Annotated in this window: 15 protein-coding genes; 10 read left to right on the top strand and 5 right to left on the bottom strand. The window is 40.1% G+C overall.

Annotation, left to right across the window (positions count from 1 at the left end):
- The first annotated feature begins 130 nt into the window (after positions 1–130).
- The 6 genes from nagE to ptsP all read left to right on the top strand — a co-directional run bounded on the left by nagE (position 131) and on the right by ptsP (position 6,806).
- Positions 131–2,074, top strand: a complete 1,944-nt coding sequence (gene nagE / locus QH639_RS13380) for an N-acetylglucosamine-specific PTS transporter subunit IIBC (protein WP_259419090.1) — start codon at positions 131–133, stop codon at positions 2,072–2,074.
- Positions 2,075–2,171: 97 nt separating this feature from the next.
- On the top strand, positions 2,172–3,332 hold the full coding sequence (nagA, locus tag QH639_RS13375) for an N-acetylglucosamine-6-phosphate deacetylase (RefSeq protein ID WP_259419089.1): 1,161 nt from the start codon (positions 2,172–2,174) through the stop codon (positions 3,330–3,332).
- Between the two features lie 66 nt (positions 3,333–3,398).
- Positions 3,399–4,109: a sugar isomerase domain-containing protein gene (locus QH639_RS13370; protein WP_281114648.1), complete on the top strand. Its 711-nt coding sequence runs from the start codon at positions 3,399–3,401 to the stop codon at positions 4,107–4,109.
- Between the two features lie 20 nt (positions 4,110–4,129).
- Entirely contained in the window at positions 4,130–4,834 is a 705-nt protein-coding gene (locus tag QH639_RS13365; protein WP_237900336.1) for a glucosamine-6-phosphate deaminase, read from the top strand.
- A complete protein-coding gene (locus tag QH639_RS13360) occupies positions 4,831–5,097 on the top strand; it encodes an HPr family phosphocarrier protein (RefSeq protein WP_281114647.1) in 267 nt (88 codons plus the stop codon). The genes QH639_RS13365 and QH639_RS13360 overlap by 4 nt, the downstream gene beginning before the upstream one ends.
- The gene (gene ptsP, locus QH639_RS13355; protein WP_281114646.1) at positions 5,094–6,806 is read left to right on the top strand and encodes a phosphoenolpyruvate--protein phosphotransferase; all 1,713 of its coding nucleotides are present in this window, start codon (positions 5,094–5,096) and stop codon (positions 6,804–6,806) included. The genes QH639_RS13360 and ptsP overlap by 4 nt, the downstream gene beginning before the upstream one ends.
- 42 nt (positions 6,807–6,848) lie before the next feature.
- On the opposite strand, the gene QH639_RS13350 is transcribed toward ptsP, so the two are convergent.
- Positions 6,849–7,520, bottom strand: coding sequence for an HAD family hydrolase (locus QH639_RS13350; protein ID WP_237900944.1), 672 nt, complete (start codon positions 7,518–7,520; stop codon positions 6,849–6,851).
- 72 nt (positions 7,521–7,592) lie between these two features.
- Positions 7,593–8,360, bottom strand: a complete 768-nt coding sequence (locus tag QH639_RS13345) for a sporulation protein (RefSeq protein ID WP_054550900.1) — start codon at positions 8,358–8,360, stop codon at positions 7,593–7,595.
- Between the two features lie 111 nt (positions 8,361–8,471).
- On the opposite strand from QH639_RS13345, the gene QH639_RS13340 reads away from it, so the two are divergent.
- The 3 genes from QH639_RS13340 (at position 8,472) to QH639_RS13330 (ending at position 10,499) form a co-directional block, all read left to right on the top strand.
- On the top strand, positions 8,472–9,326 hold the full coding sequence (locus QH639_RS13340; RefSeq protein WP_281114645.1) for a LysR family transcriptional regulator: 855 nt from the start codon (positions 8,472–8,474) through the stop codon (positions 9,324–9,326).
- 76 nt (positions 9,327–9,402) lie between these two features.
- Positions 9,403–10,137, top strand: coding sequence for an urease accessory protein UreH domain-containing protein (locus QH639_RS13335; protein WP_281114644.1), 735 nt, complete (start codon positions 9,403–9,405; stop codon positions 10,135–10,137).
- 41 nt (positions 10,138–10,178) lie between these two features.
- A complete protein-coding gene (locus QH639_RS13330) occupies positions 10,179–10,499 on the top strand; it encodes a YnfA family protein (RefSeq protein ID WP_281114643.1) in 321 nt (106 codons plus the stop codon).
- 44 nt (positions 10,500–10,543) lie between these two features.
- Here the strand turns inward: QH639_RS13330 and QH639_RS13325 are convergent, their stop codons facing one another.
- The 3 genes from QH639_RS13325 to QH639_RS13315 form a co-directional block, all read right to left on the bottom strand.
- Positions 10,544–11,311, bottom strand: a complete 768-nt coding sequence (locus tag QH639_RS13325) for a class I SAM-dependent methyltransferase (protein WP_281114642.1) — start codon at positions 11,309–11,311, stop codon at positions 10,544–10,546.
- Between the two features lie 284 nt (positions 11,312–11,595).
- A complete protein-coding gene (gene nhaC, locus QH639_RS13320) occupies positions 11,596–12,972 on the bottom strand; it encodes a Na+/H+ antiporter NhaC (RefSeq protein ID WP_281114641.1) in 1,377 nt (458 codons plus the stop codon).
- Positions 12,973–13,073: 101 nt separating this feature from the next.
- Positions 13,074–13,838, bottom strand: a complete 765-nt coding sequence (locus tag QH639_RS13315) for a sulfite exporter TauE/SafE family protein (protein ID WP_237900350.1) — start codon at positions 13,836–13,838, stop codon at positions 13,074–13,076.
- 390 nt (positions 13,839–14,228) lie between these two features.
- Between QH639_RS13315 and QH639_RS13310 the strand changes: the two genes are divergently transcribed.
- Entirely contained in the window at positions 14,229–14,849 is a 621-nt protein-coding gene (locus tag QH639_RS13310) for a DUF47 domain-containing protein (protein ID WP_004229078.1), read from the top strand.
- Positions 14,850–14,863 lie beyond the last annotated feature (14 nt).

Below are 14,863 nucleotides of genomic sequence, written 5' to 3'. Positions count from 1 at the left end.
TTTAACATCACGAAATATTAAAAAAGTATTTATTTTTTTTTGAATTGCGCCTATAATAATAGCAACTTAGTGAAAACGCTTTTTTTTTTACTAAAGTGGTCTAGACAACTATACCAAAGGGGGATAAAGAATGTTTGCTTTCTTACAAAAAATTGGTAAGTCGCTCATGTTTCCAATCGCAACATTACCAGCAGCAGCATTACTATTGCGTTTAGGTTCAGCGGATATGCTTGGGGCCATACCGAATGAAGCCATCCAGTACATTGCTAGTATTATGGCCGCTTCTGGTGATGCTATACTAGGGAATTTACCAATTATTTTTGCTATCGGTATTGCGATGGGATTTGCACACGATAGTGGTGGCGGCGCAGCTCTAGCGGGTGCGATTGCGCATCTTGTTTTAGTCGCCGTTTTAGAGACTGTTAACGAAGAATTAAATATGGGTGTGTTTGGTGGTATTATTGCCGGTATTACGGCAGGCTTATTATATAACAAATATTATAATGTGAAATTTCCAGAATGGTTATCATTCTTCGGTGGACGGCGCTTTGTACCGATTATTACGTCCATCACCATGGCAATTTTAGGTAGTATTTTAGCGATTGTTTGGGGACCAATTCAAGGTGGCATTGATGCTTTCGGCAATTGGATGATCGGTGCAGGATCACTTGGCGTAGGGATGTATGGCTTTTTCAACCGTCTATTAATTCCAGTGGGTCTCCACCATGTAATCAATACAATTATTTGGTTTGATTTCGGTGAATTTACAAATGCTGCAGGCGAAATCGTGAAAGGGGATATTAACCGTTTCCTAGCAGGAGACACAACAGCTGGACATTTCCAAGCTGGTTTCTTCCCAATCATGATGTTTGGCTTACCAGCAGCCTGTCTAGCAATGTATTTTGCAGCGAAAAAAGAAAAGCGTCCAATCGTTGGAGGGATGTTCGTTTCCATCGCTTTAACAGCCTTTTTAACGGGTGTTACAGAGCCTATTGAATTTTCCTTTATGTTCTTATCACCAGTTCTTTATGGTATTCATGCTGTATTAACAGGTATTTCATTGGCTGTGGCCTATCTTGTTGGGTTCCGTGATGGCTTTGGCTTCTCTGCAGGCTTAAGTGACTACCTACTAAACCTTGGTCTGGCAGATAAACCATGGCTCTTATTACCTTTAGGTTTAGGCTTTGGGGCGATTTACTTTGTAGTATTCTATTTCTTAATCAAAAAATTAGACTTAAAAACACCTGGACGTGAAGACGATGAGGATGAGGATGGCGAAGTAAATGCTATTGCTGATGATATCGATTTACGTGCATATTATACAATTGAAGCATTAGGTGGAAAAGACAATATTAAGCAGGTGGATTATTGTACAACCCGCTTACGCTTGTCTGTACTGGATTCTGCTAGCGTCGATGAAAAAACATTGAAGCAAACAGGTGCAAGAGGAGTTATGCGTATTAGTAAAACCAATGTCCAAGTAATCATTGGGACATCCGTGGAGTTTTTAGCTGAAGCCATCAAAGAACGTTTGAAAAAAGGCAATCCAGCACCAGCCAATGCAGGACTTCCAGTTGCACAGCCTGTCCTGGAAGAAACGGTGAAGAATGACACGGTGACATTCCGTGATTTCGAAATGCCAATGACGGGCGATTTATTACCTTTAACAGAAGTGCCTGATGAGGCATTTTCAGCAGGCTTGATGGGCCCAGGTTTCGGGATACGTCCGACAGATGGTGCAGTCTATGCACCATTTGATGGTCAAGTAGTGATGGTGTTCCCAACAAAGCATGCAATTGGCTTAAAATCTGATACGGGCATTGAAGTATTAATTCATGTTGGCTTAGATACAGTCAAACTAAATGGTGATGGTTTTGATCTGTTCGTTACAGATGGTCAAAAAGTTAAGCGTGGGGATGCGTTATTAAAAGCAGACATTGTACAGATTGAAGAGCAAGTACCTTCTGTCATCACACCAGTTGTCTTTACAAGCTTAATGGGGCAAGAGATTACACTTGAAAAGACTGGCTATCAACGAGCAGGCTCAACGAATATTATTACAATGAAGAAGTAACGACTAATGGGGCTGTTAGCGAAGGTATACAGAGGCAATGCGCTATTGCACACGGATGCCTTTTCGACAGCCCTTGTTCAAGAAGGAGATGTTTTTCTTGAGTTTACTCATTCGAAATATCACAGTAGTGAATGGCAATGGACGAGATGAGCAGGTTGATGTATGGATGAAGGATGGTAAAATTGCGCTAATTGCTCCTCAGCTTGATATCCACGATGTAGAACAGCTTGATGGTTCAGGGAAGTTTTTATTGCCAGGATTTATTGATATGCACATTCATGGATCCGCTCAAATGGATACGATGGATGCTTCTGATGAAGGGCTTCATACAATGGCTCAATCCCTTTTAAAAGAAGGAACGACAAGCTTTTTAGCTACAACGATGACACAAAGCTATGACAACATTGAACGAGCTATTGAAAATGTAGCACAGTTCCAGCCACAGCCAGACGAAGCAGAGGTACTCGGTATTCATATCGAAGGGCCATTTGTTTCAAAGCAGCGAGCAGGGGCACAGCCGCTTGAATATATTGTCGAGCTAGATTTGGCTATATGGACAAAGTGGCAGCAACTAAGTGGCCATAAAATTAAGCAAATTACGCTAGCACCAGAAGAACCAAATGGCATGGCAGCTGTGCAAAGTATTTCTGCTAGCGGTGTCATTGTTTCAATTGGTCACTCGGATGCGACCTTTGAGCAAATGCAACAAGCGGCTCAATTAGGTGCCACACAGGGGACACACTTATATAACCAAATGCGTCCATTCCACCATCGAGATCCAGGTGTAGTTGGCGGTGTCCTGTTGCTAGATGCGATTAAAGCAGAACTGATTGTTGACTTTATCCATATGCATGAAGGCGCGGTGGAAATGGCCTACCGCTTAAAGGGAGCAGACGGGCTTATTTTAATTACCGATGCCATGCGCGCAAAGGGAATGCCTTACGGAGCATATGATTTAGGTGGTCAAACAGTTCATGTGACAGAAGCAGGCGCTCATTTGTCAAATGGATCATTAGCAGGCAGTATTTTAAAAATGGATCAGGCTGTACGGAATATGCATCACATTACGAATTGTACGCTGGAGGAGCTTGTCAAAATGTCCAGCTTTAATGCTGCCGAGCAATTGAAGCTAGGTAATAAGGGTCAGCTTATACAAGGCTTTGATGCGGATGCAGTGATTTTAGATGAACAATTAAAGCTCCACCAAACGATTAAGGCGGGCAAGGTCTTATATGATGCAAATTCAAGTGGACAATAGTTACTAATATGCAGCAGGTATACAAACATCTTGCATGAAACGATGGAAATGAAAAGGTGATAGAACATGAATACCTATTTTCAACAAGTAAATCGATATTTAACAATGGTGGCACAGCAGGAAAGCAACCAACTTATGCATATTGCCAAGCAAATTGTTAAACGTCTCACAAAGGGAGGCATTATCCAGCTCTTTGGCTCTGGTCATTCCATGCTATTAGCACAGGAATGTTACTACAGAGCAGGTGGCTTAGTGCCTGTCAAACCGATACACATAGAATCGTTAATGCTACATCAGGGTGCACGGCAATCCTCACAAAATGAAAAAAAACAGGCTTTTTTAGCCTTCTATAAGGATCAGATGCAATTTGATGACCAAGATGTTTGTATCATCATTTCAACCTCTGCCAATAATCCAGTGCCCATTGATATGGCTATCTATGCAAAGGAAGCGGGCGCTTTGACCATTTCACTGCAATCACTGGAATATCAGCACCAGCCATCGCGCCATCCGTCAGGCAAGCGTTTAGAACAAGTAGTAGATGAAGTTTTGAATACGCATGTGCCATTAGGTGATGGTGTGTTAACCGTTGACCAATTGCAGTATGCCCCTGTATCAACGGTGTTAGGTGCGACTTTATTAAATGCTTTATTCGCTCAAATCATTGAGCTTATGCATGCACAGGGCACTAGTGTACCAGTGTTTGGTAGCAGTAATTTAGGGGAAACTAATAACGATGCGCTTATTGATCAGTATGGTCAGCGTATTCATTTCTAGGATACAAAGGAGGATATGTGGTGAAAGTAAAAAGATTTTCCTCAATGGATGATTTATATTCACATGCAGTAGCGACCATCGTTGAAGCCAAAAATAATGGCGCCACAACGTTCGGGTTAGCTACTGGTGGAACAATGGAACCACTATATGCTAAAATCTGTAAAACAGATATTGATTTTTCACATTGTATTAGCTTTAATTTGGATGAGTATGTTGGGCTTGAGGCAACTCATCAGCAAAGCTACGCCTATTATATGAACAAACATTTATTGAACCAAAAACCATTTTTAGCATCGTATTTACCAGATGGATTAGCAGTAGATCCTTTAGTGGAAACAGCTCGCTATGAAGGATTACTGCAACAATATCCCTTAGATTTCCAACTGCTTGGTATCGGTCAAAATGGTCATATCGGCTTCAATGAGCCTGGTACGTCATTTGCTTCTTTAACACATCTTGTAACACTCGAGGAATCTACTCGTCAAGCTAACGCGCGTTTCTTTTCATCCATTGACGAAGTGCCAACACAGGCATACACGATGGGTATTCAATCGATTATGCGGGCAAAATGCATTTTGTTACTCGCAGTGGGAGAAGCTAAGCGTGAGGTGTTAGAGCGTTTACTGGCATCTGATTATACAGAAGACGTACCTGCAACTGCTTTATCAAAACATCCAAATGTAATGGTTTTAACAGACTTACAAGAAGAGGAGAATAAATTATGAAAACACAACAATTTACAGTAGTCGATCCTTTAGGTATTCATGCACGACCAGCGAGCCAGCTTGTGGCAAAAGCAACACCATTTTCTTCATCTATAGAAATACGCACAGAAGAAAAAGCAGCTAACTTGAAATCAATCTTAGGTGTGATGGGATTAGCCTTAAAGCAAGATTCACAATTTACACTTGTTGTAGAGGGGGAAGACGAAGAGCAAGCATTAGCAGCACTAACGACACTCATCACGGAAATGGGGCTTGCACAATGACACGACTCACTGGTATTGCCGCTTCAGACGGCATTGCCATTGCGAAAGCATATCGTTTCGTCCAACCAGATTTAACATTCGCTAAAACAACTGTTCATGATATCGAGGCAGAGCAGAAACGTTTAGCAGCCGCTCTTGCCAAAGCAGAGCAAGAACTGATTGTCATTCGACAGCAAACATTCGAAAAATTTAGTGCAGAAGAAGCCGCAATTTTTGAGGCACATTTATTAGTGGTTCATGATCCCGAATTAATTGGGCCTATCAATCAAAAAATTGCAGACGAAGCGGTAAATGCGGAGTATGCATTGCATGAAGTAAGCAATATGTTTGTGGCATTATTTGAAGGTATGGATGACGAATACATGAGTGCCCGTGCATCAGATATTAAAGATGTGACAAATCGCATATTAGCACATTTACTCGGAGTACATATTCCAAATCCAAGCAATATGAACAAACAGGTAATTATCGTAGCGAATGATTTGACACCTTCAGAGACAGCCCAATTAGATCGCAACTATGTTCTCGGTTTTATTACCGATATTGGTGGGCGTACATCCCATTCGGCCATCATGGCTCGTAGCTTAGAAATCCCAGCAGTCGTAGGGGCAGGGGTTGCTACGACAACAATTCAGGATGGCGATACTATAATTGTTGACGGTTTGACGGGTCAAGTCCTAGTGAATCCAAGTGCCGATGTGATTGCAGACTATCAGGAAAAGGCACAAAAATATCGGGTACAGCAGGCGGAATGGTCTACTTTAGTGAATGAGCAAACCGTTTCTAAAGATGGCGTGCATGTTGAGCTAGCGGCTAATATTGGATCGCCAAATGATTTGGATGGTGTATTGCGTCATGGAGCAGAGGGAATTGGCTTATATCGAACAGAGTTTTTATATATGGGCAGAGAAAATTTACCCTCTGAGGAAGAACAATTTACAGCGTATAAAACAGTCTTGGAAGGAATGAAGGGCAAGCCAGTTGTTATTCGAACACTCGATATTGGTGGCGACAAGCACCTGCCATATTTACCTTTGCAAGAAGAAATGAATCCATTCCTTGGTCACCGTGCCATTCGTCTATGTCTTGACCAGCAGGAGTTATTCCGCACACAATTGCGAGCACTACTGCGAGCATCTGTCTATGGAAACTTAAAAATTATGTTCCCTATGATAGCGACCATTCAAGAATTTCGTGCGGCTAAAGCCATTTTGCTTGAGGAAAAGGAAAAGATGATAGCTGGAGGGATTGCAGTAGGCTCTTCCATCGAGGTCGGGATGATGGTTGAAATTCCCTCGACAGCCGTAATGGCAGATACTTTTGCCAAAGAAGTGGATTTCTTCTCCATCGGCACAAATGATTTAATTCAATATACAATGGCGGCAGATCGGATGAATGAAAAAGTTTCTTATTTATATCAACCCTATAACCCAGCCATATTACGTTTAATTCAAATGGTCATTAAAGCTGCCCATCAAGAACAAAAATGGGTAGGAATGTGTGGAGAAATGGCTGGCGATGAGCATGCTGTTCCACTATTGCTAGGCCTAGGCTTAGATGAGTTCTCCATGAGTGCTACGTCTATTTTAAAAACGAGGGCCTTGCTAAAGCAATTATCTGTCCCAGAGATGCAGGCTTTAGCAACAGAGGCATTACAGCTAGCGACAGCTGAAGAGGTGCTAGAAAAAGTAAAGCAAGCTGTGACATAAGATAGAACAAAAACCCATCTACTTATTGGTAGATGGGTTTTTTTAGCATGATGGGCTGAAAGAGTCAATGAATATCGGTATTTCTAATAAATCCTCCACGATGGCATCCGCTTGAACATGTTGCCATTGTTTATCTTTTTTCCAAATGCCCTTCATTCCCACATGTTGAGCACCTTTGACATCATTCACAGGATGGTCGCCGATAAAAACGCATTCATGAGGAAGGACATTTAGCTTTTCGATGGCATTTAAAAACAGTTGAGGATCGGGTTTTTTCATTCCTGCCCATTCAGAAACGAAAATGACATCAAAATAATGTTCAATGGCTAATGCCTTTATAGTGTCCATCTGAAAATGCCCATAGCCATTCGTAATTATGCCTAAAGCCAACTGATCCTTTTTCAATTGTTCTAGCATAGGGATAAGGTTAGGAAAAGGGACACAGCTATATTTAAATTCGTTTAGGTAATCTTGAAGAAGTTCTTCCCACGTAATAGGAACAAGTTGAAATTCTTCTACTAATTGCTGATAGACATGGTCCTTCCAAACGTAGCCCCGCTTATCTAATTGGATAAAACGAGTTATATATTGTTCTTTTGGAATGGAGCCTAGTACCTCCTTTAACCGCTCATATTGCTGCTCAATGAAGAGTTCGACAGATGCATCTCTATTTAATAATGTTCCGTCTAAATCAAATAATGCCGCTTTCATCATCATCCTTTTCACCCCTCCTATTTGATCATAAAAAAAGTAGCTGAAGTAAGGCTTCAACTACTTTTTAGTTCATTAGGCATGCTTTGAAATGATTTGCTGAAGCTTTGCTTGCAGTGTCGGTAGGTCATGCATCGTAACCGTTGTGCGAACATAGCTTTCATCCATATCTAATGCTTCAGCAAAAAAGCTACCAATGCCCTTTACTTTGCGATCAATTTGCATGAAAATCTCTGCAGAATGGTTGGATTGAGAAAGGAAAACTAATTCAAGCTCATCTAAATGGCCTCTATATTGTCCAGTGGGTACAAATTCAAATTCCTGGACAAATGGATAGTAGCCGCGGAAGCGTGAAGGAGCTTGTTCACATTCAGCTTCACGTAAACGGAAACCTAATCCACGAATCGCATCTAATATATGACCTGCTAATGCTGTTGGCTCGACACGAATATAATCCTTATCACTCGGATCGACCGCATTTTTAATATCAAGGCCCGTTTGAATCCATACCTGTGTTTTACCTGCACTAATTGGTGTTTCAAATGGCAATGTTAGTGAAATAGGGAAGATTTTTTCCTCGCCCGCGCCCAGTGTGAAAGGCTCTGTTACTTTAACCTTCTGCAGTGCGGCAACCTCTGTATGTTTGTGATCATTCGACTCACGGATATACGTCGTATTGACGGATAGGTAAATCGTGTCGACCTGTTGCTCAACTTGACCGCCACGTACAATGATTTCCCCCTGCATGACCTCTCCAGCACGATAAGTATCCTTCTCCAATCTTGTATCCACTGTCGCTGAACCTATACCAATACTTGCTAATGCTTTATGAAAAAAAGACATCTTTCATTCCTCCTACTGACATCGTTAGCTATACATACGCTTATGTTGAAAAAAGGTTTCAAGACTTACAAATTTTTCGTTATACTAGTTGAAAACGAAAGAGGGATGGCGATGGAGACAGAGTGGCTACGCACATTTATAGTGGCAGCACAAACTGAAAACTTTCGAGAAACAGCTGAAAAACGATTTATTACACAATCGACTGTAACGAAGCATATCCAACATTTAGAAAGGGCATTGCAAACCCCATTATTTAATCGACAGAGCAAACAGGTGACGTTAAATCAGCAGGGTGCTTATTTTCGTCTGCAGGCACAAAAAATCCTGTCCGCTTTAGATGAAGGGCTACAACAAATGGATTCCTTCGTAAAAGGCTACACCGCTAAGCTTACGATTGGCGTTGCTCCGCAAATAGCGAATTCAACATTACCAGCTATTATTACAGCATTTCAGCATCGAAAGCCCTCTACTCAGATAGTGATAGAGCTTTTAAAATCCAATGAAATTGGGGAAGCGGTATTTACTGGTGTAATCGATATGGGCTTATCCAAATTAACCTCAACTCGTGAGCTTCACACAGTGATGCTCGCACAAGAAGCATTGCATTTAATTGCTCCTATTGCTAAAAAGGAATATGATGCTTTCACCCTTTTACAGCAGGAAACGCTTCTCACACATGAATATGCGCCCTATTGGCAGGAAGTACAACAGGTGCTACAGCAATTTACTAGCCATCAAACAATGCATATTAATCAAACAGAGGTGATCAAGCATTTCGTCAAGCATGGTCTTGGTATTGCCTTACTGCCTAAGAGTGTAATTGAACCAGATTGTCAGCAAAATCTTCTGTATAGCTATTCAGTAAAAGAATTTTCTCATATTGTATCGAATACTTACTTGCTTGCAAAGTATGTCTCGGCTGATTATGATGATTTTTTAGTAGCGTGTAAAAGCGTGTATGGGTAAAGCCGTTTTCTGCACTGTTTATTCATAATGTACCTTTATACTATTTTAGTATAAATGATAGATAGAGGGTGTTTATATGTATAGTTTGTTGTCTAGCATAAGTCAGTTTATTAGTGAGCCTCTTACGCAATTTGTACAAGGCTATGAGCATTCTGCCATGATGATGGCTATTCTTCTTGGCTTGATAGGCGCCTTTGCTCCATGTCAGTTAACAGGAAATATGAGTGCCATTACATTTTACGGCAATCGAACACTTCAAAAGAGCGGTAATTGGCACGAAATTGTGTTTTTTATTGGGGGGAAAGTGGTTGTTTTTAGTGTGCTTGGCTTTTGTGCTTGGCTTTTTGGGCAATCATTTGAAACAAAGATGACCGTTTATTTTCCGATCTTTCGTCAGGCTATTGGGCCGATGATGCTGCTAACAGGGCTGGTGCTAATCGGTTTATTCAAATTAACCTTTCTACAACGCTTCACATCGCTGCTGCCGCCTGTAGTAAAAGAGGGGAAATTTGGCTCGTTCTTAATGGGTGCTAGTTTTTCTATTTCCTTTTGTCCCACTATGTTTGTTCTATTTTTTGTATGGTTAATGCCCCTTGTGGCGAGCACTTCCTATGGGTTGCTTCTACCTAGTATTTTTGGCGTAGCGACCGCTGTACCGCTCATCATCATGCTTCTGTTGATCTATGTCTTTGATGCCAAGCGTATTATCCTACGAAAAAGTATGAAAATGGGAAGAGCTATTCAACTAACAGCAGGTATCCTATTAATTTTAATCGGAATAACGGACACCATTACATATTGGAGTATGTAAGACATGTATAATAGAGTGAAAATGAGAAAGAGAGATACAGTATGATCGCTATATTATTATTTATTCTTGCGGGAATTGGTGAAATAGGTGGGGGCTATTTAATTTGGCTTTGGTTACGAGAGGGTAAACCTTTTTATTGGGGCATTATGGGCGGTATTGCACTTGCTCTGTACGGCGTTGTTGCAACATTCCAGTCCTTCCCTACCTTTGGCAGAGTTTATGCAGCCTATGGTGGGGTATTCATCGTGTTGTCTATTTTATGGGGGTGGGGCATTGATGGCAAAAAGCCCGATCATTTAGACTTTATTGGCGCAGGGATATGCTTAATAGGCGTCATTGTAATATTGCTGCCTCGCTCTTAGCATTGAAAAAAGGTTACTACAACAGAATAGTAACCTTTTGTAATCTATTTTTTACGAGCAATAAAGCGCAGACGATAATAATCAATGACCCATTCATTCTGTTGGAAACAAGTTGGCTTTAATAATTCCTCACATGTCGCATAAACCTGCTCTTTCTCATCAACCTTTAAGTGCTGTAGAAGATTTTCACTAAACATGACCAACCAGTTGCGAAGCCCATCCTGCCCTTGAAGTGGTGTAGGGCGTTTATAGAGTGTGATATTCTCGACCTGAAAGCCTACATTTTCTAATTTTGATTGATATTCCTCGACGCTTGGAAAATACCAAGGGAAATAGTGGTCGATATAGGGAAATTGTAAAGATTCCATACTTTTTTGCAGGGCCCAAACGATGGATGCAATATTGCCTTGTCCACCCATTTCAGCTACAAAGCGTCCACCGCTCTTTAGTGCACCATAGACATTTTCAATAACTACATCAGGCTCCTTCATCCAATGAAGTGCGGCATTGGAGAAAACGGCATCAAATTGCTGAGAAAAGTGCATCGCTGTAGCTTCTATCGTTTGAAAATTTATGGCAGGATATTTTTGCTGAGCAGCTAAAATCATCGTAGCCGACGCATCTACTCCGAGCACAGAAGCTCCAAGTGCTGATATGTCATTAGCCAAATCTCCTGTACCACAACCCACATCTAAAATATATTCATTTTTTTGTGGCGCTAGTAGATCGATTAAGCTTGTACCCAATTTTGACACGAAATCATGCTTTTCATCATATAAATGAGCATTCCATTTTGTTTTTGTTGTCATCATTTTTCATCTCCTTTAGTAGAGCATAGCAAAGGAGGTCATCCAACAGAAATGCGAAAAATCATGAATTTTGATTCCAAATTGGAATGATAGCTTTCTCTCCAACAGCTAGCTTTACACACTATCAAATTTCCGATTCGATAAGGGATTTACGCATAGTCAAGGTAGGAAAAAATTTTATCAAAGGAGAAATGGGATTTCTCAATGATTTGAAAAAATGATGTCCATAAAAATGTTGAGTAAAATAAAAAGGTAGCTGATGTTTTTTCAGCTACCTTTTGTTATGGTTAAAGCTTTGTTAATGTTTTGCCACTCCAGCCAAACAAGATCGTAAGAATTGGTCCAAGTAAACAGAAGAAGGTGAACGGTAGGTAATCCAATGTGGAAATACCGAGGACACTTGCGATAAAAATACCACAAACACTCCAAGGCACAAGTGGGTTGACGACCGTACCTGCATCCTCCATGACGCGTGAAAGGTTTTTTGGTGCAAGGCCAACCTTTGCAAATTGTGCTTTAAATGCCTCACCAGTTAATAGAATGGATAAGTACTGTTCACCGATCAATGTGTTGACACCGATGCCCGTGATGGCAGCACCCGTAATAACAGAGCCAGCACTTTTAAATAAGCTTTCGACCTTCGCTAAAATGCTTTGAATAATGCCTAGTGTGAATAAAAGGCCACCCATTGTTAAAGCAAGTAAGACAAGCGCGATTGTAAATAGCATACTATTCATCCCACCACGAGTGAGCAAGGCATCTACCTCTTTATTACCAGTTTGAGAGACATAGCCATCAAACAGAATTTTGAAGACATCTGAAGCGGGAACTGGGTCAAGTAAAGAGCCAAGACCTACTCCAATAATGGACACAACAGCCAATGTAATGACTGCAGGTGCCTTGTAAAAAGTCATGATTACGAGAACAACAATTGGCAATAATGTATACCAATGAATAAGTCCTGTAGACAGTAAACCCCCTTTAAATTGCTCCACTGTCTCAAAGGATGTAGCAGCTCCTGTTGGGGAGATAATAGCATAGAGCACAAAGGAGATAAGAAAAGCAGGGATGGTTGTCCATCCCATATTTTTAATATGCTCAAAAAGGTCTACACCAACTGTACCAGAAGCAAGATTGGTTGTATCGGATAATGGAGACATTTTATCACCAAAGAAGGCCCCAGAAACAATCGCTCCAGCTGTAATGGTCAGCGAAATATCCATAGCTCCGGCAATGCCCATAAATGCTACACCAACCGTCGCGACAGTTGTCAGCGAGCTTCCAATTGAAATACCAACGATACTACAAATTAAAAACACAATAGCAAAGAAAAAGTTTGGCGACACAGTTAAAAAGCCATAATAGATTAGGGTTGGGATTGTTCCACCCATAATCCAGCTGGAAATTAAAATGCCAATAAAAAAGAAAATAAAAACGGCGCCAAGTCCAGCGCTAGCACCAGCAATCATACCACCCTCAAGATCGCGAAAGGGTACTTTTTTCAGTAATCCATAAGCCAGTAAAATGGCAATCACAAGAAAAATCGGGATATGCGGCGTAGCCTTTAAATAGCCAATACTATAAGCCATTATGGCGATAATTAAAATAGTGATAAAGCTTGCCTCAAGAAATCGAGGGTTACTCTTTGCTTCTATTCGAAACATATGAATCCTCCTAATAAATACTTCTGCGCTTCAATGCGGTGAAGCCCAAAAGTATTATAGCACGCTAATATTTTTTGTCAATTGACTGAAAATTGGCGGTCTCAATGAAAGAAATAATCCCAGGCATTTTTCAAAATCAATAAACATGTCATGACAATAAAGATGACACGCATCATGCTCGTTCCACGCTTCAGCGCAAATTTGGATCCAAGGATTGCCCCAAAGATCATGACAAAGCCCATCGAAAAACCATAGAAAAAATGAACTTCTCCTAAAACTAAAAACATGATTAATGCTGCTAAATTTGAGGTGAAATTAAAAGCTTTCGCATTACCAGCAGCTTGGAGAAAATCATAGCCCATCATTAATAGAATAAAAATAAAAAATGAACCCGTACCTGGTCCAAAAAAGCCATCGTAAAAGCCAATAGCGGCAAATGCACCTATATAGGCTAAATGTTTGGCTGTACTAAGTACACGCTCTTGATATTGCTCTCCCCAATCTTTTTTAAACATGGTATAAGCAGCTACAAGGACGAGCATAACAAGCATAAGTGGTTTTAAAATAGCGGGGGATACAAGATGGACAGTAAAGGCACCGAGTAAAGATCCTACAAAGATAAAGGGGAGGATTTTTCCGATTTTCTTGATATCTACTTTACCTGCACGTAAAAAAGTTAGCATACTTGTCCCATTACTAATCGTATTGGCCAGTTTATTTGTGGCAATGGCTGTACTTGGAGGTAAACCAACAGCCATTAATGCAGGTAAGGAGATAAGCCCACCACCTCCGACAATGGCATTTAAAAAAGAGGCGATAAAAGCAAGTAGTAATAATATAGTAAGTGAAAATAAATCAATATCCATATGTAAGCACCCATCTTTCATCATCGTGTTTTAACATAGCGTACTGCGGAAGTCAAAAAATAACAATGAAATTCCAGCTTTTTCATGTAAATTTCGTTTACAATTCCTTAACATTTCACAAGACAAACAAATAAGAAGAAAAAAGTTTATTTCAAGTATTTTTATAAAAATAAAAGAAAAAATGGTCATTTTTAAAGAAAAAATAGTGATTTTTAATATTTGATTTCCAACGTTTACAACTTGCGAAATAGCTTAAAAATAAATGTGGCAAATTTTATATTACAGTTTTGTAAAATCAACATCTTAGTGTTTAAAATTTTGTAGAATTGTGTAAATGTTTTGTTATGATGGTTCAGAAATTGACAATATTTTTTCAACAGGAGGAACAGGATGTTCAACTCAAATAAGCAAGATCCATTTTTTCAGTCACTATTAAAAATCGCGAAAAACGTGAATGAGGGTATCTATTATGCACATAATGCCCGTATTCAAGATATAGATGCGCTAAAAGAAATTGCAGATACAATGAAGCAATACGAAACAAGTGGCGATAAATTAATCCATGAGCTAATTGTTATGCTGAATAAATCTTTTATGACGCCAATTGAGCGTGAAGATATTTTAGCATTAGCCAATAAATTAGATGATGTAATTGATGGAATGGAAGGCTGTATTGCGCACTTCAATATGTACAATCTAACAGAAGTAACAGAGCCAATGCGCCAATTCCTCACATATATTGCGAAGAGTACAGATGAAATGGTACAAGCCATGGAACTGTTAAATAGTAAAAAGCTTGTGGAAATGCGTAAACATGCTATTCAAATTAAGGACAATGAACGTGAATGTGATGAAATTTTCCGTTCTTCAATGAAGCAATTATTCATCCAAGAAAAAGATCCAATGCGTTTGATTGTTTTCAAGGATATTTATGAGCAATTTGAAGACATTGCGGACAGCTGTCAAACAGTAGCAAACACAATTGAAACAATAATTATGCGTAATGCATAAGATGGAGTGTACGA

It is taken from the genome of Lysinibacillus sp. 1 U-2021 (genome assembly GCF_029916965.1).
Taxonomy (GTDB): Bacteria; Bacillota; Bacilli; order Bacillales_A; family Planococcaceae; genus Lysinibacillus; species Lysinibacillus capsici.
This window is presented reverse-complemented; position numbering and strand designations above follow the sequence as displayed.

Coding starts and splice junctions, on each gene's coding strand:
- QH639_RS13340 (WP_281114645.1), top strand. CDS start 8,472: ATGGAGACAGAGTGGCTACGCACATTTATAGTGGCAGCACAAACTGAA.
- nhaC (WP_281114641.1), bottom strand. CDS start 12,972: ATGTTTCGAATAGAAGCAAAGAGTAACCCTCGATTTCTTGAGGCAAGC.
- QH639_RS13315 (WP_237900350.1), bottom strand. CDS start 13,838: ATGGATATTGATTTATTTTCACTTACTATATTATTACTACTTGCTTTT.
- QH639_RS13370 (WP_281114648.1), top strand. CDS start 3,399: ATGAATACCTATTTTCAACAAGTAAATCGATATTTAACAATGGTGGCA.
- QH639_RS13360 (WP_281114647.1), top strand. CDS start 4,831: ATGAAAACACAACAATTTACAGTAGTCGATCCTTTAGGTATTCATGCA.
- QH639_RS13350 (WP_237900944.1), bottom strand. CDS start 7,520: ATGATGAAAGCGGCATTATTTGATTTAGACGGAACATTATTAAATAGA.
- nagE (WP_259419090.1), top strand. CDS start 131: ATGTTTGCTTTCTTACAAAAAATTGGTAAGTCGCTCATGTTTCCAATC.
- QH639_RS13325 (WP_281114642.1), bottom strand. CDS start 11,311: ATGATGACAACAAAAACAAAATGGAATGCTCATTTATATGATGAAAAG.
- QH639_RS13345 (WP_054550900.1), bottom strand. CDS start 8,360: ATGTCTTTTTTTCATAAAGCATTAGCAAGTATTGGTATAGGTTCAGCG.
- QH639_RS13330 (WP_281114643.1), top strand. CDS start 10,179: ATGATCGCTATATTATTATTTATTCTTGCGGGAATTGGTGAAATAGGT.
- QH639_RS13335 (WP_281114644.1), top strand. CDS start 9,403: ATGTATAGTTTGTTGTCTAGCATAAGTCAGTTTATTAGTGAGCCTCTT.
- QH639_RS13310 (WP_004229078.1), top strand. CDS start 14,229: ATGTTCAACTCAAATAAGCAAGATCCATTTTTTCAGTCACTATTAAAA.
- ptsP (WP_281114646.1), top strand. CDS start 5,094: ATGACACGACTCACTGGTATTGCCGCTTCAGACGGCATTGCCATTGCG.